Here is a 21,439-nt window from a genome sequence, read left to right as displayed (position 1 = left end):
CACATGGCACGTTTCTTCCGTCGTCGTAAATTCTGCCGCTTCACCGCTGAAGACGTGAAAGAGATCGATTACAAAGATCTCAACACTCTGAAAGCCTACGTATCCGAGACCGGCAAAATCGTTCCAAGCCGTATCACCGGTACCAAAGCTCGTTATCAGCGTCAGCTGGCCACCGCTATCAAGCGCGCCCGCTTCCTGGCCCTGCTGGCCTACACCGACAGCCACGGCCGCTGAGACCGGGCAGTCGACACGTAGCAAAGGATTGAATGCATGCGCGCCATAGCTGAGTTCATCATGCGAGGTCGTATGCAGGCCACTCTGGTAGTGGCTGGATGTGCGGCATTGCCGTTGTTGTATTGGTTGGGCGCTGCCGCGGGAAGTCTCGTACTCCTGCGGCGCGGATTGAGGGACGCCGTTGGCGTTCTTGCTCTGGGACTGCTGCCGGCCTTGCTCTGGTGGTTGAGTACCGCTGACCCGCGGGCACTGATGGTGCTGCTGGGGTCTTCGGCGCTGGCGTTGGTGTTGCGCGCAAGCGAATCCTGGAACCGCGTGCTGCTGGTCAGCATAGCGCTGGGCGTGGTGTTTTCAGTGGTGCTCGGGGTGGCTTTCGCGCCCCAGATCGAGATGCTGTCGCAGGCTTTGATAAAAATCCTGCCCGAAGCCCTCGGTGATCTCTACCGGCAGATGTCGGCTGAGGAGCAAGCGCGTTTCGCGTCACTGATCGCACCGGTCCTGACCGGCCTGATTGCGGCCTTGTTGCAGATCGTCAGTGTGCTGAGCCTGATTATCGGGCGCTACTGGCAGGCGTTGTTGTACAACCCGGGTGGTTTTGGTCGCGAATTTCGCGCCATCCGTTTCCCGCTTGGACTGGCGATGTTGCTGCTGGCGGGCATGCTTCTGGGACCGAACTTCGGTCCGCAGATGGCCATGCTCACGCCGTTGTGCAGCGTACCGCTGGTGTTCGCGGCCCTGGCCCTGATTCACGGGCTGGTGGCGCAGAAGCGACTGGCCAGGTTCTGGCTGGTGGGGCTGTACGTCACGTTGTTGCTGTTCATGCAGCTGATCTATCCGTTGCTGGTGGTCCTGGCCATCGTCGACAGCCTGATTGATTTTCGCGGTCGTATGGCGCCGAAAGACGCCGACAACGCGAACGGTGAAGGTTAAAAGTTAAGAGGTTAATACCCAAATGGAACTGATCCTGCTGGAAAAAATCGCCAACCTGGGCAACCTGGGCGACAAAGTAAAAGTTAAGTCCGGTTACGGTCGTAACTACCTGCTGCCTTTTGGCAAAGCCACCGCTGCGACCGCTGCCAACCTGGCCGCGTTCGAAGAGCGTCGCGCTGAGCTGGAAAAAGCCGCCGCAGACCGCAAGGCCTCGGCCGAAAGCCGCGCTGCCCAACTGGCCGAGCTGGAAGTGACCATCACTGCCACCGCTGGCGACGAAGGCAAGCTGTTCGGTTCGATCGGTACTCACGACATCGCTGACGCACTGACCGCCTCCGGCGTTGAAGTGGCCAAGAGCGAAGTTCGTCTGCCGAACGGCACCATCCGCAACGTAGGCGAATTCGACGTAGCCGTGCACCTGCACGCCGAAGTCGAAGCCACCGTACGCGTTGTCGTGGTAGCAGCCTAAGCAGCACCTGTCGGCTGGCACCCTCGGGTGCGAGCCGGTAACATCGGGCACGATCCTGTTTACAGGTCGTGCCCTTTGTCTTTCTGCAACTCCTGCTTCTATCACCAGAATCCTTGTGGCCATGAACGAAATTACCGCTCCAGAGCAATATGATCTGCAAACCGCTGCCCTGAAGGTGCCGCCGCATTCCATCGAGGCCGAACAGGCTGTACTCGGTGGCCTGATGCTGGACAACAACGCCTGGGAGCGTGTGCTCGATCAAGTCTCCGATGGCGATTTCTACCGGCATGACCACCGCTTGATTTTCCGCGCGATCGCCAGGCTGGCCGACCAGAACATGCCGATCGACGTCGTGACCCTGGCCGAGCAACTGGACAAGGAAGGCCAGACGTCCCAGGTCGGTGGCCTCGGTTACCTGGGCGAGCTGGCGAAAAACACGCCGTCCGTCGCCAACATCAAGGCTTATGCGCAGATCGTCCGCCAGCGGGCGACCTTGCGCCAGTTGATCGGCATCAGTAACGAAATTGCCGACAGCGCCTTCAACCCTGAAGGCCGTACGGCTGAGGAAATCCTCGATGAGGCCGAGCGGCAGATCTTCCAGATCGCCGAGGCCCGGCCGAAGACCGGCGGGCCGGTCAGTGTCAACGACCTGCTGACCAAGGCCATCGATCGTATCGATACCCTGTTCAATACATCCGACGCGATCACCGGCCTGTCCACCGGCTATACCGATCTCGACGAGAAGACCAGTGGACTGCAACCGGCCGACCTGATCATCGTTGCCGGCCGTCCTTCCATGGGCAAGACCACCTTTGCGATGAACCTGGTGGAAAACGCCGTGCTGCGCAGCGACAAGGTCGTCCTGGTCTACTCCCTGGAGATGCCAGGTGAGTCGCTGATCATGCGTATGCTTTCTTCCCTGGGGCGGATCGACCAGACCAAGGTCCGTTCCGGCCAACTGGAAGACGACGACTGGCCTCGCCTGACCTCGGCGGTGAACCTGCTCAACGACCGCAAGCTGTTCATCGACGACACCGCCGGTATCAGCCCTTCGGAAATGCGCGCCCGAACCCGCCGCCTGGTGCGCGAGCATGGCGATATCGGCCTGATCATGATCGACTACCTGCAGCTGATGCAGATTCCGGGCTCCAGTGGCGATAACCGGACCAACGAGATTTCCGAGATCTCCCGTTCCCTCAAGGCCCTGGCCAAGGAATTCAACTGTCCGGTGGTGGCGCTTTCCCAGTTGAACCGCTCCCTGGAACAGCGTCCGAACAAGCGCCCGGTGAACTCCGACCTGCGGGAATCCGGAGCGATCGAGCAGGACGCCGACGTGATCATGTTCGTATACCGCGACGAGGTCTATCACCCCGAGACGGAACACAAGGGCATCGCGGAAATCATCATCGGCAAGCAGCGGAACGGTCCGATCGGTTTTGTCCGCCTGGCATTCATCGGCAAGTACACGCGTTTCGAGAACCTCGCGCCGGGCAGCTACAATTTCGATGACGACGAGTAAGTTCTTCGTCGTCTGATCCGGCCTCATCGTCGGATCGCTGCCCGCAGCAAGCTCGCTCCCACCCTGGAATGCATCCTCTCTGTGGGAGCGAGTTTGCTCGCGATAGGTGCGCCGCCGATTTCCGACCATAGCCGTCGGAATTGGTTATTTTTTGTGCTATATTCCGCGCCCGCGATTTTTCATCTTCTATACCGGTCATCGACATGCAAGCAGCCAAGCCGTTATTTGACTATCCCAAGTACTGGGCCGAATGTTTCGGCCCCGCGCCGTTCCTGCCCATGAGCAGGGAGGAGATGGATCAGCTCGGCTGGGATTCGTGCGACATTATCATCGTGACCGGTGATGCCTACGTCGACCATCCTTCGTTCGGCATGGCGATCATTGGCCGTTTGCTGGAAGCCCAAGGCTTTCGCGTGGGGATCATTGCCCAGCCGAACTGGCAGTCCAAGGACGACTTCATGAAGCTTGGCGAGCCCAACCTGTTTTTCGGTGTCGCGGCCGGCAACATGGACTCGATGATCAACCGCTACACCGCTGACAAGAAAATCCGTTCCGATGACGCCTATACCCCCGGTGGCCTGGCGGGCAAGCGGCCGGACCGTGCGAGCCTGGTCTACAGCCAGCGCTGCAAGGAAGCCTACAAGCATGTGCCGATCGTGCTCGGTGGCATCGAGGCCTCCCTGCGCCGCATCGCCCATTACGATTACTGGCAGGACCGGGTGCGCAACTCGATCCTGATCGACGCCAGTGCCGATATCCTGCTCTACGGCAACGCAGAGCGAGCCATTGTCGAAGTCGCCCAGCGTCTGTCCTACGGCCACAGGATCGAGGACATCACCGATGTGCGCGGCACCGCGTTCATTCGCCGCGACACACCCGAAGGCTGGTACGAAGTCGATTCCACGCGTATCGACCGTCCGGGCAAGATCGACAAGATCATCAATCCGTACGTGAACACCCAGGACACCGCCGCCTGCGCCATCGAGCAGGAGAAAGGGCCGGTGGAGGACCCGAGCGAAGCCAAGGTCGTGCAGATCCTGGCGAGCCCGAAAATGACCCGCGACAAAACCGTGATCCGCCTGCCGTCGGTGGAAAAGGTCCGTAACGACCCGGTGCTCTATGCCCACGCCAACCGCGTGCTGCACCTGGAAACCAACCCGGGCAACGCCCGCGCGCTGGTGCAGAAGCATGGCGATGTAGATGTCTGGTTCAACCCGCCACCGATTCCGATGACCACCGAGGAAATGGACTACGTGTTCGGTATGCCTTACGCACGTGTCCCACACCCGGCGTACGGCAAGGAAAAGATCCCTGCCTACGAAATGATCCGCTTCTCGGTGAACATCATGCGTGGCTGCTTCGGCGGCTGCACCTTCTGCTCGATCACCGAGCACGAAGGCCGGATCATCCAGAACCGTTCCGAAGAGTCGATCATTCGCGAGATCGAAGAGATCCGCGACAAGGTCCCAGGCTTCACCGGGGTCATTTCCGACCTCGGCGGACCCACCGCGAACATGTATCGCATCGCCTGCAAGAGCCCGGAAATCGAGTCCGCGTGCCGCAAGCCGTCCTGCGTGTTCCCGGGCATCTGCCCGAACCTGAACACCGACCATTCTTCGCTGATCCAGCTGTATCGCAGCGCCCGGGCATTGCCAGGGGTGAAGAAGATCCTGATCGCGTCCGGCCTGCGCTACGACCTGGCGGTCGAATCCCCGGAATACGTCAAGGAGCTGGTGACCCACCACGTCGGCGGTTACCTGAAGATCGCGCCGGAGCACACCGAGGAAGGTCCGCTCAACCAGATGATGAAGCCGGGCATCGGCACCTATGACCGATTCAAGCGGATGTTCGAGAAATACACCCGGGAGGCGGGCAAGGAGCAGTACCTGATCCCGTACTTCATCGCTGCGCATCCGGGCACCACCGACGAAGACATGATGAACCTGGCGCTGTGGCTCAAGAGCAACGGCTTCCGCGCCGACCAGGTCCAGGCCTTCTATCCGTCGCCGATGGCCACGGCCACCGCCATGTACCACTCGGGCAAGAACCCGCTGCGCAAGGTCACCTACAAGAGCGATGCGGTGACCATCGTCAAGAGCGAGGAGCAGCGCCGCCTGCACAAGGCCTTCCTGCGTTATCACGATCCCAAGGGCTGGCCGATGCTGCGCGAGGCGTTGACCCGCATGGGCCGCGCCGACCTGATCGGGCCGGGCAAGCATCAGTTGATCCCGTTGCACCAGCCGGCCACCGACAGCTACCAGAGCGCCCGTCGCAAGAACTCGACACCGGCCGGCAGCCACAAGGTGGGCAAGGAAACCACCCGGATCCTGACCCAGCACACGGGCCTGCCGCCGCGTGCCAGCGACGGCGGCAATCCGTGGGACAAGCGTGAGAAGGCCAAGGCCGAGGCATTCGCCCGCAACCAGAAGGCCGCCAAGGAGCGCAAGGACGCCGCCAAGGGTAAGGGGCCGAAACCGGCCCGCAAGCCCGTGGTACCGCGCTGACCCTGGAGTCGTATCGCAAACGCCAGCCTGAGTGCTGGCGTTTTGCTTTCTAGCGGGGGTGGTGGCCGTTTGTTATCGTGGCGGCCGCCAATGCCAGCCAGCAGGCATCCCTCGCCACAGGGTTGCGTGTGGATAAAAGATTCATCTTCGATTCTCAAGGACGATTCATATGAGCAGCGCTACAACGGCCATCGGCATGGACTTCACGTTCTCCCAGTACATGGCCCGCCAACGCATCGAAAGCCAGATCAACCTGCCGCGCCTGTTCGCTGCCATCGATGCCGATCCGAATATTGCCGGGGCGGGGGTGGTGTATGTCGATGCCGACTACAACGTGGTGACCCTGCGGGAATTCAAGCCGATCTGCAGCATCGCGCCCAAGCGCGTGATCCTGCGTGAGGCAAAGCGATACATCGCGCCACAGCAGTTCGTCGACCAGGTGAAAAGCAGCCCGCGGGAGTCGAAGCTTGGCCTTGAAGCGACCAATGCCGGCTTGTCTTGCGTCGCCGCCGTGATCGGTTGGGTGGTGGTGTTCAGTGGCAGCGTTGCCGTGCCTTTCACCGCTGGCGCCAGCGCCTGGCTGGTGGCCCTGGGCGCCGCTGCCGCGACCGCGAGTACTGCCCAGTGTGTCATCGGAGGCGCGCGGGTGGCCAACGAACTGACCAATCCTACTGGCAACGATGAGATGAACGACGCCGATTGGTACAACATCGTATCCCCGATCCTGGATGCGGTTTCCCTGGTGGGCGTCGGCGGGTCGGCTCTCACGACGGTTCGCCTGCTCAAGGCCAACAAGGCGGCCAACACCGGAAAAAGCTGGTACCAGCTGCTCAAGGGGCTGAGCCGCCAGGAGCGGTCCAAGTTGACGCGGGAGCTGTTGACGCTCAAGGACCCGAGCCTGACCGCCAAGCTGCTCAAGTTGCAGCAGCGCGCCGGGGCCTTGCCCAAGCGTTATTCTTCGGCCCAAATCCGGCACGCTACCCTGACCCAGATCCAGGACTCCCTGGGTGGCGCCCTGGGCGTGATCGGCAGTTACACCGGCGGCGGTCATGTGAAAACCGTCGCCGTCGGCCTGTACGAGGAGTTCACCGAATGATCGGGGGCGGCTCGCTGAAGGACTTTCTGGCCCGGTATTTCCCGGTGTTCATGGGTACCATCCTGCTGGGCTGCTTTTCCGGATCCAGCCTGCTTGCCTTGGCCGGAGCCACTTACTGGCGTGCCTTGGAGCCTTCGGTCAGGAGCGACTATGTGGGGCTCGGGGCATTGGCGCTGGTGGTCGTGCTGGTGCTGGCCAATCTCATGATCGCGCGCGGGCGGGCCTGGGCCGTCTGGGGCGTGGCAGGTTATTTCCTGGCGTGTCTGGCCGTCGTCTTGCCGATGATCGCCTATCGGCCCCATCAGGGAGTCTATCTGTTCGCCGTTCTGTTCCCGTTGCTGGGACTGTTGCTGCTCAACAGCAAGCGCCATCGTGAGATGCGCGGCAAGCTGGTGGACATCCGTCGGCAGCGCGAACTGATCGTCCAGGCAGCCAGGGCTTCTCACAAGCGACGCTGAGGCGAGCGGCCTGTTCGCCTTGTTTATGTGCGTGCCTTTGCACACAAATGCGGGCACCGCGCGGTTTTAGTGCTCTACTGCCCTGTGTGGAAGAAGGAAGTGCCCGGCTTGCCTGCATGGCATAAGTCTTGCGCCGCTTTCGATAATGCCCAGGCCCGCAGGAGACCGCCGTGTCGATCCATGTTGCTTTGCATCACGTCACGCACTACCGCTACGACCGCGCCGTGGAGCTCGGTCCGCAGATTGTCCGCCTGCGTCCGGCGCCCCATAGCCGTACGCGCATCCTGTCGTATGCCTTGAAAGTCTCGCCCGACCAGCACTTCATCAACTGGCAGCAGGACCCCCAGGGCAATTACCTGGCGCGGCTGGTGTTTGCGCAGAAAACCCAAGAGCTGCGGATCGAAGTCGATCTGTTGGCGGAAATGGCGGTGTTCAATCCGTTCGACTTCTTTCTCGAGCCTTATGCCGAGCAGATTCCTTTTGCCTACGCGCCCGATGAAAAACACGAGTTGATGCCTTACCTGGAAAAGCTGCCGCTGACCCCCAGGTTCCAGGCCTACCTGGACAGTATCGAACGCACGCCGTTGCCCACGGTGGATTTCCTGGTGGCGCTCAACCAGCGCCTGAGCGAAGACATCAATTACCTGATCCGCATGGAGCCGGGTGTCCAGACGCCGGAGCACACTCTGGAGCAGGCATCCGGTTCCTGTCGCGATTCCGCCTGGCTGCTGGTGCAGCTGTTGCGTCACCTGGGCCTGGCCGCGCGTTTCGTCTCGGGCTATCTGATCCAGTTGACCGCCGATGTGAAAAGCCTCGACGGACCTTCCGGCACGGAGGTGGATTTCACCGATTTGCATGCCTGGTGCGAGGTTTACCTGCCCGGCGCCGGCTGGATCGGCCTGGATGCCACTTCAGGTTTGTTCGCTGGGGAAGGCCATATCCCCTTGGCTTGCAGTCCCGATCCGTCCTCGGCGGCGCCCATCACCGGGCTGGTGGAGCCTTGTGAATGCGAATTCAGCCACGAAATGGTCGTGGAACGGATCTGGGAAGCGCCGCGGGTGACCAAGCCTTACACCGACGAGCAATGGTTGGCGATCCAGGCGCTGGGGCGACAGATCGATACCGACCTGCTGGAGGGCGATGTACGGCTGACCATGGGCGGCGAGCCGACATTCGTGTCCATCGATGATCCGGATGGCGCCGAATGGAATACCGCAGCGCTCGGTCCGGACAAGCGTCGGCTCTCGGCCGAGCTGTTCGAGCGCATGCGCAAGCACTACGCGCCCCAGGGGCTGGTGCACTTCGGCCAGGGCAAGTGGTACCCCGGTGAACCGCTGCCGCGCTGGTCGCTCAATTGCTATTGGCGGCGTGACGGGGTGCCGATCTGGCGCAACGCCGCCCTGTTCGCGGATGAGCAACAGGACTACGGCGCCGATGGCGAGCTGGCCGGGCGCTTCCTGAAGAGCGTTGCCGAACGTCTGAAGATTCCTGCGCGCTTCGTGTTCCCAGCCTACGAAGACAATCTCTACTACCTCTGGCGCGAGGGCGCGCTGCCCTCGAACGTCACGGCCCAGGATGCGCGGCTGGAAGATGCCCTGGAGCGGGCCAGGCTGCGCAAGGTCTTCAACCAGGGCCTGGACAAGGTGATCGGCCAGGTCCTGCCATTGGCGCGTACCGCCAAGGGCGATCAATGGCAAAGCGGCCGGTGGTACCTGCGCGACGAACATTGTCGACTGGTGCCGGGGGACTCGCCCTTGGGCTATCGCCTGCCGCTGGCGTCCCAGCCGTGGGTCACGGCGGCGGAGTATCCGTTCATCCATCCCACCGATCCGAACCAGGACCTGCCCGGGCTGCCGGATGCCGAGCGATTGGCCCAGCATGGCGAGCCGGCCATCGACCAGGACCACGCGCCAGCCATCGACGAGTCCGCCGACTGGCTGACCCGCACGGCGCTGTGTGCCGAGGCGCGGGAAGGGCGGTTGTATGTGTTCATGCCGCCATTGGAGCGGGTCGAGGATTACCTGGAACTGGTGGCCGCCATCGAGGCCACGGCGCAGGAGCTGCATTGCCCGCTGCTGTTGGAGGGTTACGAACCGCCGAGCGATCCGCGCCTGAGCCATTTGCGCATCACGCCCGACCCAGGTGTGATCGAGGTGAACGTACAGCCTTCGGCGAGCTGGGATGAGCTGGTGGAGCGCACCGAGTTTCTCTACGAGCAGGCACGGCTGACGCGGCTGACGACCGAAAAATTCATGATCGATGGCCGCCACACCGGCACGGGCGGCGGTAATCATTTCGTCCTGGGCGGCGCGACTCCGGCTGACTCACCTTTTCTGCGGCGTCCTGACCTGCTGCGCAGTCTGATCAGCTACTGGCATAACCACCCATCGTTGTCCTACCTGTTTTCCGGATTGTTCATCGGTCCGACGTCCCAGGCGCCGCGGGTGGACGAAGCGCGTAACGACGCATTGTATGAACTGGAAATCGCGTTTGCCCAGATGCCCGCGCCTGGCGAGGAGTGCCCGCCATGGTTGGTCGACCGGCTGTTGCGCAACCTGTTGATCGACGTGACCGGCAACACCCACCGCGCCGAATTCTGCATCGACAAGCTTTATTCGCCGGACGGTGCCACCGGCCGGCTCGGTCTGTTGGAGTTGCGTGCGTTCGAAATGCCGCCTCATGCCCGCATGAGCCTGGCCCAGCAACTGCTGTTGCGGGCGCTGGTGGCGCGGTTCTGGCGCGAGCCCTATGCGCCGGCGAAACTGGCGCGCTGGGGCACCGAGCTGCACGATCGCTTCCTGCTGCCGCACTTTATCGAACAGGATTTCGCCGACGTGATTGTCGAGCTGAACGCCGCCGGTTATCCGTTGCGGGCCGAGTGGTTCGCCGCCCATCTGGAGTTCCGTTTTCCCAAGGTGGGCGACTATGCGGTGGGTGGCATCGAGTTGCAACTGCGCCAGGCCCTGGAGCCCTGGCATGTGCTGGGGGAAGAAGGTTCGGCGGGTGGGACCGTACGCTACGTGGATTCGTCCCTGGAGCGCCTGCAGGTCAAGCTCACTGGCATGGCGCCGCAACGTTATGTGTTGACCTGCAATGGCGTACCGGTACCGCTGCAACCCACCGGCCGGGTCGGAGAGTTCGTCGCCGGGGTGCGTTTCCGGGCCTGGCAGCCGGCCAGTTGCCTGCAACCCACCATCCCGGTCCATGCGCCACTGGTCTTCGACTTGCTCGACACCTGGGGCCAGCGCTCCGTGGGCGGTTGCCAGTACCATGTGGCTCATCCGGGCGGACGCAACTACGACAGCCTGCCGGTGAACGCCAACGAGGCCGAGAGTCGGCGAATGGCGCGTTTCTTCCGTCTCGGACACACACCGGGGAAACTTGCGACACCCAGCCTGACCGTGGATGACGAGTTTCCTTTCACCCTCGATCTGCGACGTGTCCAGGGGGCGACAAGCCTGTAATCTGGACCTGTGGCGAGGGGAGGAGCCTTGCTCGCCATATCTGGTTTCAGTCCGGACAGATTGTCTCTATCCGGGCATCATGCGCTTGCGCTAGGCTCTGTCTGAGAAGCCTTGAGACTCGTTCATGCTGCGTTGAAAACCTGCTCGGAATGCTCATTTACTCCAGTAAACTCCGCATGCTCGCCGGTTTTCGCCTTGCCTGACCTTCGTCTCGAGGCTTTTCAAACAGAGCCTGGTCTCACCTTTCATTGCCGTCCTGCCGAGCTTTCCATGCCTGACCTGCTTGACTGTTACCCGCTGACGCCGGGCACCTATCATGAATTGCTGGACGATAGTGGCGCGGTACGCCCGCATTGGCGGCGTCTGTTCGATCAGTTGCAGCGCAGCACGCCGGCCCAGTTGGTCCAGCGTCAGGCCTTGCTGGCGCGACAGATCCAGGAGAACGGCGTCACCTATAACGTCTATGCGGATCCGAAGGGGGCCGACCGGCCGTGGGAGCTGGACCTGCTGCCCCACGTGCTCGACGCCGGGGAATGGAAGCAGCTGTCGGCGGGTATCGCCCAGCGTGCGCGATTGCTCAATGCGGTGCTGGCCGACCTGTACGGGCCGCAGCGGCTGATCAGTGAAGGGCTGTTGCCGGCGGAGCTGGTATTCGGACACAACAACTTTCTCTGGCCCTGCCAGGGCATCACGCCGCCGGATGGCAACTTCCTGCATCTGTATGCCGTGGACCTGGCCCGCGCGCCCGACGGTCGCTGGTGGGTCACGGCGGATCGGACACAGGCGCCCTCCGGGGCCGGTTATGCGTTGGAAAACCGCATGATCGTGTCCCGCGCCTTTCCCGACCTGTATCGCGACCTCAAGGTCCAGCATCTGTCCGGCTTCTTCCGCACCTTGCAGGAAACCCTCGCGCGCCAGGCCCCCAGCGATGGCGAGCCGCCCCTGGTGGTGCTGTTGACGCCGGGGCGGTTCAATGAGAGCTACTTCGAACATCTTTACCTGGCACGCCAGTTGGGCTATCCGCTGGTGGAAGGCGGCGACCTGACCGTGCGGGACGCCACGGTCTTCCTCAAGACGCTTAGCGGGTTGCGCCGGGTCCACGCCATCATGCGCCGGCTCGACGACGACTTCTGCGACCCCCTGGAGCTGCGCACCGACTCGGCCCTGGGCGTGCCGGGCTTGCTGGAGGCGGTGCGCCAGGGCCGGGTGCTGGTGGCCAATGCCCTGGGCAGCGGCGTACTGGAGTCTCCGGGGCTGCTGGGATTCCTGCCGAGGATCTGCGAGTTCCTGTTCGGCGAGACGCTCATATTGCCGTCCATCGCCACCTGGTGGTGCGGCGAGCCGCCAGTGCTGGCCCAGGCCCTGGAGAAACTGCCTCAGTTGCTGATCAGGCCGGCCTTTCCTTCCCAGAGTTTCAGCCCGGTGTTCGGCCGCGACCTGGACGACGAGCAGCGCGACCTGTTGGCGGCGCGTATCCGGGCGCGACCCTATGCGTATGTCGCCCAGGAGCTGGCGCACCTGTCCCAGGCGCCGGTATGGCAGGCCGAGGACGGTCAACTGCAGCCGCGGGCCATCGGCATGCGGGTGTACGCGGTATCCGGCGCAGACGGTTATCGGGTGTTGCCGGGCGGCCTGACACGCGTGGCGGCCGATGCCCACGCCGAAGTGGTGTCGATGCAGCGGGGCGGCGCCAGCAAGGACACCTGGGTGCTGGGAGAACAGGCCCCGGGTAGCGAGCAGTGGAAGGCCCAGCGAACCGTGGGCGTACACGATCTGGTCCGGCGCGATCCCTACCTGCCGTCCCGGGTCGTGGAAAACCTGTTCTGGTTCGGTCGCTATTGCGAGCGCTGCGATGACAGCGCGCGACTGCTGCGGATCATGCTGGCACGTTATGTCGACGGCGATGATCCACAGGCGCTGCAATCGGCCGTGGCCCTGGGGGAAAGCCTCATGCTGCTGCCCGAGGAGGGCGAGTTGCCCGAGCGTCTGCTGACGGCGCTGCTGGGGGACGACTGGTCGTTCAGCCTGCGTTCCAACCTGCAACGCCTGCAGTGGGCCGCCTCGCAGGTGCGCGGCAAGCTGTCCCGGGAGAACTGGCAAGCCTTGGTGGAACTGCAGCGAGAAGCCATGGAGCTGGAGACCGGGGAGCCGGATTTCGGTGAGCTGATGGATTTTCTCAACCGCCTGGTGATGTCCCTGGCGGCATTGTCCGGTTTCGCCCTGGACGACATGACCCGCGACGAGGGCTGGCGCTTCCTGATGATCGGCCGGCGCCTGGAGCGCCTGCAATTCCTCAGCAGCAGCCTGGCTGCGTTCCTGCGTGGCGAAGCGGTATTCGACCAGGCCGGGCTGGAGTGGCTACTGGAGCTGGGCAACAGCAGCATCACATATCGGTCGCGTTATCTGGCGGTGGCCCAGTTGATTCCGGTGCTCGACCTGTTGCTGCTGGATGAACAGAACCCCCACGCGGTGCTCTTCCAGCTGAAACTGGTGGCCCGCACCCTCAAGCGCCTTAACGATGACTTCGGCGCTCCCAGGGACACCGCGTTGCCGGGGCTGGTGATGCGCCTGTCACGTTTTGACCTGCGCTGTCTCGAAGATCCGTTGTTCGGCGAGGCCAGCCTGCGTGCGGCACTGGATGGGCTGGCCGATCTGTTGCAGGAGGTGGCGGACGCCAGTGGCCAGGTTTCGGACCGCCTGGCCTTGCGTCATTTCGCCCACGTCGATGATATCAGCCAGCGCACGGTGTCCGTCTGATGAACGCTCGTTACCAGATTCTCCATGACACCCATTACCACTACGACAGCCCGGTATCCCTGGCCCAGCAACTGGCCCATCTGTGGCCGCGTTCCTGTGACTGGCAGGTGTGTACCGAGCGGCAGCTGTCCATCAGCCCGGAGCCGACGACCCGGCGTGACGAGCAGGATGTCTTCGGCAACCCGCTGACCCGCCTGGCGTTCGAACGGCCCCACGACGAACTGTTGGTCAACGCCCGGCTGAGCGTCGAGGTGCTGGCCCGCCCCGAGCCGGACTTCCAGCGGTCTCCTGCCTGGGAATCGACCTGTAGCGCCTTGACCTACAGCAGTCGGCCGCTGGCTTCGCCGTTGCTGGATGCCTGCCGCTATCGTTTCGAGTCGCCCTATGTGCATCTCAAGCGCAGCTTCGTGGCGTTTTCCGAAAGCTGCTTCCCGCCGGGACGCCCGTTGATGCTCTGTATCCGGGCGCTGATGGAAAAGATTTTCCAGGAGTTCACCTTCGATGCCGAGGCCACCCAGGTCGCCACGCCATTGGTGGAGGTGCTGGAGCGACGACGGGGCGTTTGCCAGGACTTCGCCCACCTGATGCTGGCCTGCGTACGCTCCCGTGGACTGGCGGCACGGTACGTCAGCGGCTACCTGCTGACCCAGCCACCCCCTGGCCAGCCCCGGCTGATCGGTGCCGATGCATCCCATGCCTGGGTCTCGGTGTTCTGCCCGGTACTGGGCTGGGTGGATTTCGACCCGACCAACAACGTGTTGCCTGCCCTGGAGCACATCACCCTGGCCTGGGGCCGGGATTTCTCCGACGTGTCACCGCTGCGCGGGGTGATCCTGGGAGGTGGCAATCATGATCCCGAGGTGCGGGTGACAGTGATGCCGCTGGAGTCATGAAATCCTTGTGGGGGCGAGCTTGCTCCCACAGGTTGTGTTCAATCGGATGACGAGGTTTGCCCATGTTCCCGGTATCCATCAAAGGCGTACTGCAATCCCCCGAAGGCCTGGTCGTGCTGATGCTCAACGAACGGGACGAGTGGGAGCTGCCGGGTGGACGCATCGAGCTGGGTGAGACGGCGCCTCAATGCCTGGCGCGGGAAATTGCCGAGGAGCTGGCCGTCGAGGTGAGCGTGGGAGAACCGCTGGATTCGTATCTGTTCGAGGTCATCCCCGGCAAGCACGTCTTCATCGCCACTTACCGCTGCCAGTTGCAGGGGGGCTTCGTGCCGGCGATCAGTCATGAGCACAAGGAAATCGGCCTGTTCGAGCCGCAACGGTTGCCGGCGAATCTGCCGACGGGTTATCGCCAGTCGATCATCAAGGCCCTGGCGTCGTGAGGGCCGGCAGTGGGGCTGCCAGCCCGGGACACGGAATCGAGGGGCCGGATCGGATCATCGGGCCCGGGGGGTATCAGGCGTCGGGCGCCTGATCTTTCGGTGTATCGGCATCCTGTTGTGCCGTCACGTCGCCTTCGGTATCCGGGATCAGTGCCGCTTCTTCTGCTGTAGCTTTCTTGCGCTGGAGCTTTTCCTCTTTCTTCTGCTCCTTGGCCAGGTCTCTCTGACGTTTGGCGAAGGAATAATTGGGTTTGGCCATGGGCAATCCTCTGGGGTCGAAGGTGAGGTTGAGCGGCACATATTCTGCCCTGTATCGGGACCGAGCCGTTAGCTGGCTTTTTGCTGTTCCCATTTTGGCTGCACCGAGGGCCGCCATTGCGCCAGTGCATCGAGCAGGTTGTGTGGCGACTCGCTGACTTGCAGCATGTCGCGATGAGGGGGGCGGACGAAGCCTTCCTCGACGATATGATCGAGAAAGCCGGTGAGCTTGCTGTAGAAACCATTCACTTCCAGCAGCCCCAGCGGTTTGCCGTGGTAGCCGAGTTGGCCCCAGGTCCACACTTCGAACAGTTCTTCCAGCGTGCCCAGGCCACCGGGCAGCGCGATGAAGGCATCGCTGAGTTCGGCCATGCGGGCCTTGCGCGCATGCATGCCATCGACCACTTCCAGGCGGGTCAGGCCACTGTGGCCGATTTCCTTGTCCTTGAGGCTTTGCGGGATGATTCCGATGACTTCACCACCCGCCGCCAGGGCCGCATCGGCGACGATGCCCATCAGGCCGACGGCGCCGCCACCATAGACCAGCGTCAGCTTTCGTTCCGCCAAGGCTCGGCCCAGGGCCTGTGCCGCTTCGCGATAGGCCGGGTTGGCACCGGTGCTGGCACCGCAGAAAATACAAACAGAAGCTAAGGACATGCTTTACTCCAGAATCGATAACCGCTCCAGAGTAAAGCCTGGGCTGAAGATTGCGAAGGCTTAGATCTCGCGCCGGGGTTTTTCGTAGGTGCCACTGGCGCCACAAGCGTACGCGGCGAGCAGGCTGCATATCAGGCTGTTGAAATTCATGGTGGTCGCGCCTCGAAGGTGATGAGGCCGATCATAGAGCGGTGCAGTACGTATGGCCGGTTGATTGTATCCATCAGGCTGATAGCCTTAAGTTGTATACAATTTTTGACTCAGGTCATAGGAACTTGTCTGAAATTCAGGCAGTCTTCCCCGACGAGGGAATTTTTCTTAACCATGCCTTGGAGATTCACGATGTTTGCCAAACTTGTAGCAGTATCCCTGTTGACACTGGCTAGCAGCCAACTGATGGCAGCGGAGTGCAAGACCACCGTCGACTCGACCGACCAGATGTCCTTCAGCACCAAGGCCATCGAGATCGACAAGAGCTGCAAGACGTTCACCGTCGAATTGAAGCACACCGGTAAATTGCCGAAAAACGTCATGGGCCATAACTGGGTGCTGAGCAAAGATACCGACATGCAGCCGATTGCCACTGACGGCCTGAGCGCGGGTGTCGACAAGAACTACCTCAAGGATGGCGACGCTCGCATCATCGCCCACACCAAGCTCATTGGCGGTGGCGAGACCGATTCGGTCACCTTCGATGTCTCGAAACTCAAGGCGGACGAGAAATACGGCTTCTTCTGCTCGTTCCCGGGCCACATCTCGATGATGAAAGGCACCGTTACCCTGAAGTAATACCTTCAGGCACAAAAAAGCGCCCATGCAGGGCGCTTTTTTATGCCTGGCAATCGAGGAGCGAGCCTGCTCGCGATGACGCCAGATCAGGCTTCCGGCTGTCACGGGGCGTAGGGCAATACCCGCTTGTGCTCGGTCTTGCGATAGGTCTCGCAGATGATCCTGGCCGCTTCTTCCCGTATCGTCTTGCCATGCAGGAAGTCGTCGATCTCGCCATAGGTCACGCCATGGGCCGCTTCGTCGGGCTTGCCCGGGGAGAGGTCTTCCAGGTCGGCCGTGGGGACCTTTTCCACCAGCGATTCCGGCGCGCCGAAGTCACGGGCAATCGCCCGGACCTGGTTCTTCACCAGGCCGCTCAGCGGCGCCAGGTCGCAGGCACCGTCACCGAACTTGGTAAAGAACCCCATGACCGCTTCGGCCGCATGGTCGGTACCGATCACCAGGCCTTGCTCGGCGCCGGCGATGGTGTATTGCGCCACCATGCGCATCCGCGCCTTGGTATTGCCCAGCACGAAGTCCCGCGAGCCGGGCCCCTTGCCTTCGAACGCCAGGATTTCCTTGGCCAGGGCCTTGACCGCCGGGCCGATGTTGACGGTGTGGCGCTCGTCAGGCTCGATGAAGTCGACGCAGGCCTGCGCTTCATGCTCATCGAACTGGGTTTCGTACGGCAGGCGCACGGCAATGAACTTGTAGGCCGCGTTACCGGTTTTTTCCCGCAGTTCGCGCACGGCACGCTGGGCCAGCAAGCCGGCGGTCAACGAGTCGACCCCGCCGCTGATGCCCAGTACGAGGCTCTTGAGCCCGGAATTGACCAGGCAGTCCTGGATGAAGCTCACTCGCCGGGCGATCTCTGCCTTGAGGGCGGCGTCATCGGCGAACGGTGGCTGGACCTTGAGCTGTTCAGCAATCTCACGCTGTACGGCTTGCATGAATTCACTCCTTGCTTGATGTGTCAGAAAGGGCGGCAGGTACTTGGAAAACGTGTCGCATGTAGGCGACGAAATTCGGATCCTTGCAGTGGGTCTTGCCGGGCTCGTCTGAAATCTTGGCCACGGGTTGCCCGTCACAGCTGATCATTTTAAGCACGATGCTCATGGGCTCCACGCCTGGAATGTCACAGGTCAGGTTGGTGCCAATTCCGAAGCTCACATTGATGCGACCACGCAATGCGCGAAAAATCTCCAGGCACTTGGGCAATGTCAGGCTATCGGAGAACACCAGCGTCTTGCTCATGGGGTCGATACCGAGCTTGTGGTAATGGGCGATGGCTTTCTCGGCCCACAGTACCGGGTCGCCCGAGTCATGGCGCAGGCCATCGAACAGCTTGGCGAAGAACAGATCGAAGTCGTTCAGGAACGCGTCCATGGTAATGCAGTCCGTCAGCGCGATTCCCAGCAGGCCCCGGTATTCGCGGACCCAGCAATCGAGGGCGGCGATCTGGCTGTCGATCAGTCGCGGGCCGAGTTGCTGGTGGGCCATGATCCACTCGTGGGCCATGGTGCCCAGGGGTTTCATGTCCAGCTCCCGGGACAGGTGCACGTTGCTGGTGCCGACGAAGCGCCCGGGGAAATCATGCTTGAGCACGTTCACCACTTCTTCCTGGGTGCGGTAGGAAAACCGTCGACGGGTGCCGAAGTCGGCCACTTGCAGTTCGCACAGTTCGTCCGCGCTGGCGTTGGCGGCCAGCCAGTCGAACTTGCGATACAACTGCTCCCGGGCCTGTTCCAGGATGATTTCGCGGTAGCGATAGCGGTTGCGCACTTCGCTGACGATGGCCAGCAGCGGTACTTCGAACAGGATCACGTGCAGCCACGGCCCGCGCAGGCGGATGAACAGCTCGCCATTTTCGATGCCGGTGTGCACGTAGCGCAGATTGAAGCGGAACAGCCCGAGGAAACGCAGGAAGTCCGGCTTGAGGAAGCTGATGCGCTCCAGGAAACTCAACTGGTCGGCGCTCAGGCTCAACTCGGCCAGCCGTTCGATCTGGAAGCGGATCTCCGCCAGATACGGGCGCAGGTCTTCACTGTTGCGGCAACGGAACTCCCATTCGACTTCAACGTTGGGGTAGTTGTGCAGTACCGCCTGCATCATCGTCAGTTTGTAGAAGTCGGTGTCGAGCAGGTTCTGCACGATGCGATCGGCAAATACGCTCTCGCTCATAGGGTTCTCCAGACAGGTCACTGCGGCGGGCAGCGGTTTGGGATGAGTGGGTTAGTGGCGCATAACCTGGGTGGGTATTGCCAGAGATTTTTGGTCACCGATTTTTCTGTGGCAAAGGTCTCTCTACTGTGGCAGGGGAATTTATCCCCGCTGGGCGCCTGGCGCCCCATCAATTATTGGGCCTGCTGCGCAGTCCGGCGGGAATAAGTCCCCTCGCCACGGGGGCAAGCCAATGGCTATTGCGGCGTACCCGGATTGCCGAGCTGCTCCAGCATCCATTCCACGAAATACTTCACCTTGGGCACTTCCGCCGAGTGTTCGGGGTAGGCCAGGTAGTAGGCGCTGGTGCTGGGCATGGCATGTTCCCAGGGGATGACCAGCTTGCCGTCGGCCAGTTCTTCTTCCACCAGGAAACGCGGCAGCAGGGCTACGCCGCAACCAACCTGGGCCGCGCGGATGCACATATAGAAGGTTTCGAAGCGCGGGCCGTGGTAGCTGTGTTCGGTGTGGTAGCCCTGGCTGTCGAACCAGTCGTGCCAGGCCTGGGGCCGCGAGGCATTCTGCAGCAAGACCAGGTCCGCCAGTTGTGTCGGGTCGGTGAAGGGTTTCTCCGGAAGGCTGGACGGTGCGCAGACCGGCACCAGCTCCTCGTCGAACAGCCGCAGGGATTCGGTACCGGGCCGCGAGCCCTGGCCGAAATAGAATGCCAGGTCGCTGCGCCCCTGCAGCAGGTCATCGGCCTCCTGTTCGCTGCAGACGTCCAGATGAATCTTCGGATGCCGCAGGCGCCAGCCCTTGAGCCGTGGGACCAGCCAGCGGGCGCCGAAGGTCGGAGGGGCCGAGACCCTGAGCACCTCGGTATCGCCGCCGTAGGAGCGCAGGTAATGGGTGGACATCTCCACCTGGGAAAGGATCTTGCGTACCTCCCCCAGGTACAGGTCGCCCGCCGGCGTCAGTTGCAGGCGGCGGCGCACGCGGCGAAACAGCAGGTGCTGCAGCAACTCCTCGAGTTGCGCGACCTGTTTGCTGACGGCGCTCTGGGTCAGGTGGAGTTCTTCGGCGGCCCGGGTGAAACTCAGGTGGCGAGTCACTGCTTCGAAGCACTGCAGCGCCGTGATCGACGGCAAATAGCGTTTGTTGAGCATGATGAGGCCTTGTTTCCTGTCGCTCGGTATGTCCCGTGACGGGCAGCATGAATAAACGGAATGATATCTCGCTTAAAGGTCGTTTGTTGGCAAGTCTCGGGCCAGCTACAACTACAGGTCTGTTCAGTCGGAAATCCGGCTGCCAATCCTTTGTCTTTCGCTTGAGGAATTAATCATGGTTGCTGCATTGCTCGATCGTCTGGGCGTCGCCCTGGCCCTGTACCAGAACGGCACGCAGGCGGTGCATTCGCCCATCGACGGCAGTCGCATCGGCGCCGTGAATTGGGAAGGCGCCGCCGAAGTCGAGCAGCAGGTCAGCCGCGCCCAGCATGCCTTCGACCTGTGGCGCCAGGTGCCCGCCCCGCGTCGTGGCGAACTGGTGCGTCAGTTCGGCGACCTGTTGCGTGAGTACAAGGCCGATCTCGGCGAACTGGTGTCCTGGGAAGCCGGCAAGATCACCCAGGAAGGCCTGGGCGAAGTGCAGGAGATGATCGACATCTGCGACTTCGCCGTCGGCCTGTCCCGGCAGTTGTATGGCCTGACCATCGCTTCCGAGCGTCCGGGCCACCACATGCGCGAGACCTGGCATCCACTGGGCGTGGTCGGCGTCATCAGCGCCTTCAACTTTCCTGTGGCCGTCTGGGCCTGGAACACCACGCTGGCGCTGGTCTGCGGCAACCCGGTGATCTGGAAGCCTTCGGAAAAGACCCCGCTCACCGCCCTGGCTTGCCAGGCGCTGTTCGAGCGCGTGCTGAAGAACTTCAGCGATGCGCCACCCTACCTGAGCCAGGTGATCATCGGCGGCCGCGATGCCGGTGAAGCACTGGTGGACGATCCTCGCGTGGCGCTGATCAGCGCCACCGGCAGCACCCGCATGGGCCGGGAAGTGGCGCCAAAAGTCGCGGCGCGTTTCGCCCGCAGCATCCTGGAACTGGGCGGTAACAACGCCATGATCCTCGCCCCGAGCGCCGACCTGGACATGGCGGTACGTGCGATCCTGTTCAGCGCTGTCGGCACCGCCGGCCAGCGGTGCACGACTCTGCGCCGGCTGATCGCCCACGAATCGGTGAAAGAGGAAATCGTCACCCGCCTCAAGGCCGCCTATTCGAAGGTCCGCATCGGCCATCCGCTGGAAGGCAACCTCGTGGGGCCGCTGATCGACAAGCAAAGCTTCGACAACATGCAGGATGCACTGGAACAGGCGTTGAGCGAGGGAGGCCGGGTGTTTGGCGGCGAGCGCCAGCTCGAAGACCAGTTCCCGGATGCCTACTACGTGTCTCCGGCCATCGTCGAGATGCCGGAACAGAGCGATGTGGTTCGCCACGAGACCTTCGCGCCGATCCTGTACGTGGTCGGCTACAAGGACTTCGCCGAGGCACTGCACCTGAACAATGCCGTGCCCCAGGGCCTGTCGTCCTGCATTTTCACCACCGATGTGCGTGAAGCCGAGCAGTTCATGTCGGCCGTGGGCAGCGACTGCGGCATCGCCAACGTCAACATCGGCCCGAGCGGTGCGGAAATCGGCGGGGCCTTCGGCGGCGAGAAAGAGACCGGCGGTGGCCGCGAATCCGGTTCCGACGCCTGGCGTGCCTATATGCGCCGCCAGACCAATACGGTGAACTACTCGCTGGAGTTGCCCCTGGCGCAGGGGATCACTTTCGACTGA

The 21,439-nt window shown here is 62.3% G+C and carries 18 protein-coding genes; 13 read left to right on the top strand and 5 right to left on the bottom strand.

The window, feature by feature from the left end:
* Positions 1-3 precede the first annotated feature (3 nt).
* The 11 genes from rpsR (at position 4) to BT179_RS17080 (ending at position 14,764) form a co-directional block, all read left to right on the top strand.
* Positions 4-234, top strand: coding sequence for a 30S ribosomal protein S18 (gene rpsR, locus BT179_RS17130; RefSeq protein ID WP_002551829.1), 231 nt, complete (start codon positions 4-6; stop codon positions 232-234).
* A gap of 36 nt (positions 235-270) precedes the next feature.
* Positions 271-1,164 (top strand): YybS family protein, encoded by an 894-nt coding sequence (locus tag BT179_RS17125; RefSeq protein WP_072397904.1) that lies wholly within the window; start codon positions 271-273, stop codon positions 1,162-1,164.
* A 22-nt stretch (positions 1,165-1,186) separates the two neighbouring features.
* Positions 1,187-1,633 (top strand): 50S ribosomal protein L9, encoded by a 447-nt coding sequence (rplI, locus tag BT179_RS17120; RefSeq protein ID WP_072397903.1) that lies wholly within the window; start codon positions 1,187-1,189, stop codon positions 1,631-1,633.
* Between the two features lie 121 nt (positions 1,634-1,754).
* Positions 1,755-3,152 (top strand): replicative DNA helicase, encoded by a 1,398-nt coding sequence (gene dnaB / locus BT179_RS17115; RefSeq protein ID WP_072397902.1) that lies wholly within the window; start codon positions 1,755-1,757, stop codon positions 3,150-3,152.
* A 203-nt stretch (positions 3,153-3,355) separates the two neighbouring features.
* On the top strand, positions 3,356-5,656 hold the full coding sequence (locus BT179_RS17110) for a YgiQ family radical SAM protein (protein WP_072397901.1): 2,301 nt from the start codon (positions 3,356-3,358) through the stop codon (positions 5,654-5,656).
* Positions 5,657-5,825: 169 nt separating this feature from the next.
* Complete coding sequence (locus BT179_RS17105) at positions 5,826-6,752, top strand: Ssp4 family T6SS effector (RefSeq protein WP_072397900.1); 927 nt, start codon at positions 5,826-5,828, stop codon at positions 6,750-6,752.
* Positions 6,749-7,210 carry a hypothetical protein gene (locus tag BT179_RS17100; RefSeq protein ID WP_072397899.1) on the top strand — a complete coding sequence of 154 codons (462 nt, stop codon included), beginning with the start codon at positions 6,749-6,751 and terminating at the stop codon, positions 7,208-7,210. The genes BT179_RS17105 and BT179_RS17100 overlap by 4 nt, the downstream gene beginning before the upstream one ends.
* Before the next feature lie 170 nt (positions 7,211-7,380).
* Positions 7,381-10,674, top strand: a complete 3,294-nt coding sequence (locus BT179_RS17095) for a transglutaminase family protein (protein WP_072431697.1) — start codon at positions 7,381-7,383, stop codon at positions 10,672-10,674.
* Positions 10,675-10,944: 270 nt separating this feature from the next.
* Entirely contained in the window at positions 10,945-13,431 is a 2,487-nt protein-coding gene (locus BT179_RS17090) for a circularly permuted type 2 ATP-grasp protein (protein WP_072431698.1), read from the top strand.
* Positions 13,431-14,324 (top strand): transglutaminase family protein, encoded by an 894-nt coding sequence (locus tag BT179_RS17085; RefSeq protein ID WP_072397896.1) that lies wholly within the window; start codon positions 13,431-13,433, stop codon positions 14,322-14,324. The genes BT179_RS17090 and BT179_RS17085 overlap by 1 nt, the downstream gene beginning before the upstream one ends.
* Before the next feature lie 62 nt (positions 14,325-14,386).
* Positions 14,387-14,764, top strand: coding sequence for an NUDIX hydrolase (locus tag BT179_RS17080; protein WP_072397895.1), 378 nt, complete (start codon positions 14,387-14,389; stop codon positions 14,762-14,764).
* Between the two features lie 73 nt (positions 14,765-14,837).
* Here BT179_RS17080 and BT179_RS17075 read toward each other — a convergent pair whose 3' ends face one another.
* Together BT179_RS17075 and BT179_RS17070 are read right to left on the bottom strand one after the other, a co-directional pair.
* Positions 14,838-15,023 (bottom strand): hypothetical protein, encoded by a 186-nt coding sequence (locus tag BT179_RS17075; protein ID WP_072431699.1) that lies wholly within the window; start codon positions 15,021-15,023, stop codon positions 14,838-14,840.
* A 68-nt stretch (positions 15,024-15,091) separates the two neighbouring features.
* Positions 15,092-15,679 carry an LOG family protein gene (locus BT179_RS17070; RefSeq protein ID WP_072397893.1) on the bottom strand — a complete coding sequence of 196 codons (588 nt, stop codon included), beginning with the start codon at positions 15,677-15,679 and terminating at the stop codon, positions 15,092-15,094.
* 342 nt (positions 15,680-16,021) lie between these two features.
* Between BT179_RS17070 and azu the strand changes: the two genes are divergently transcribed.
* A complete protein-coding gene (gene azu, locus BT179_RS17065) occupies positions 16,022-16,468 on the top strand; it encodes an azurin (protein ID WP_072397892.1) in 447 nt (148 codons plus the stop codon).
* Between the two features lie 101 nt (positions 16,469-16,569).
* On the opposite strand, the gene nadE is transcribed toward azu, so the two are convergent.
* The 3 genes from nadE to BT179_RS17050 form a co-directional block, all read right to left on the bottom strand.
* The gene (nadE, locus tag BT179_RS17060; RefSeq protein WP_072397891.1) at positions 16,570-17,397 is read right to left on the bottom strand and encodes an ammonia-dependent NAD(+) synthetase; all 828 of its coding nucleotides are present in this window, start codon (positions 17,395-17,397) and stop codon (positions 16,570-16,572) included.
* 4 nt (positions 17,398-17,401) lie between these two features.
* Positions 17,402-18,628: a nicotinate phosphoribosyltransferase gene (gene pncB / locus BT179_RS17055; RefSeq protein ID WP_072431700.1), complete on the bottom strand. Its 1,227-nt coding sequence runs from the start codon at positions 18,626-18,628 to the stop codon at positions 17,402-17,404.
* A 236-nt stretch (positions 18,629-18,864) separates the two neighbouring features.
* Positions 18,865-19,773 carry a LysR family transcriptional regulator gene (locus BT179_RS17050; RefSeq protein WP_072397889.1) on the bottom strand — a complete coding sequence of 303 codons (909 nt, stop codon included), beginning with the start codon at positions 19,771-19,773 and terminating at the stop codon, positions 18,865-18,867.
* Between the two features lie 175 nt (positions 19,774-19,948).
* On the opposite strand from BT179_RS17050, the gene BT179_RS17045 reads away from it, so the two are divergent.
* Positions 19,949-21,439 carry an L-piperidine-6-carboxylate dehydrogenase gene (locus tag BT179_RS17045; RefSeq protein ID WP_072431701.1) on the top strand — a complete coding sequence of 497 codons (1,491 nt, stop codon included), beginning with the start codon at positions 19,949-19,951 and terminating at the stop codon, positions 21,437-21,439.

It is taken from the genome of Pseudomonas sp. NFACC43, assembly GCF_900119645.1.
Lineage (GTDB): Bacteria > Pseudomonadota > Gammaproteobacteria > Pseudomonadales > Pseudomonadaceae > Aquipseudomonas.
This window is presented reverse-complemented; position numbering and strand designations above follow the sequence as displayed.

Coding starts and splice junctions, on each gene's coding strand:
- rpsR (WP_002551829.1), top strand. CDS start 4: ATGGCACGTTTCTTCCGTCGTCGTAAATTCTGCCGCTTCACCGCTGAA.
- BT179_RS17125 (WP_072397904.1), top strand. CDS start 271: ATGCGCGCCATAGCTGAGTTCATCATGCGAGGTCGTATGCAGGCCACT.
- rplI (WP_072397903.1), top strand. CDS start 1,187: ATGGAACTGATCCTGCTGGAAAAAATCGCCAACCTGGGCAACCTGGGC.
- dnaB (WP_072397902.1), top strand. CDS start 1,755: ATGAACGAAATTACCGCTCCAGAGCAATATGATCTGCAAACCGCTGCC.
- BT179_RS17110 (WP_072397901.1), top strand. CDS start 3,356: ATGCAAGCAGCCAAGCCGTTATTTGACTATCCCAAGTACTGGGCCGAA.
- BT179_RS17105 (WP_072397900.1), top strand. CDS start 5,826: ATGAGCAGCGCTACAACGGCCATCGGCATGGACTTCACGTTCTCCCAG.
- BT179_RS17100 (WP_072397899.1), top strand. CDS start 6,749: ATGATCGGGGGCGGCTCGCTGAAGGACTTTCTGGCCCGGTATTTCCCG.
- BT179_RS17090 (WP_072431698.1), top strand. CDS start 10,945: ATGCCTGACCTGCTTGACTGTTACCCGCTGACGCCGGGCACCTATCAT.
- BT179_RS17085 (WP_072397896.1), top strand. CDS start 13,431: ATGAACGCTCGTTACCAGATTCTCCATGACACCCATTACCACTACGAC.
- BT179_RS17080 (WP_072397895.1), top strand. CDS start 14,387: ATGTTCCCGGTATCCATCAAAGGCGTACTGCAATCCCCCGAAGGCCTG.
- BT179_RS17075 (WP_072431699.1), bottom strand. CDS start 15,023: ATGGCCAAACCCAATTATTCCTTCGCCAAACGTCAGAGAGACCTGGCC.
- BT179_RS17070 (WP_072397893.1), bottom strand. CDS start 15,679: ATGTCCTTAGCTTCTGTTTGTATTTTCTGCGGTGCCAGCACCGGTGCC.
- azu (WP_072397892.1), top strand. CDS start 16,022: ATGTTTGCCAAACTTGTAGCAGTATCCCTGTTGACACTGGCTAGCAGC.
- nadE (WP_072397891.1), bottom strand. CDS start 17,397: ATGCAAGCCGTACAGCGTGAGATTGCTGAACAGCTCAAGGTCCAGCCA.
- pncB (WP_072431700.1), bottom strand. CDS start 18,628: ATGAGCGAGAGCGTATTTGCCGATCGCATCGTGCAGAACCTGCTCGAC.
- BT179_RS17050 (WP_072397889.1), bottom strand. CDS start 19,773: ATGCTCAACAAACGCTATTTGCCGTCGATCACGGCGCTGCAGTGCTTC.
- BT179_RS17045 (WP_072431701.1), top strand. CDS start 19,949: ATGGTTGCTGCATTGCTCGATCGTCTGGGCGTCGCCCTGGCCCTGTAC.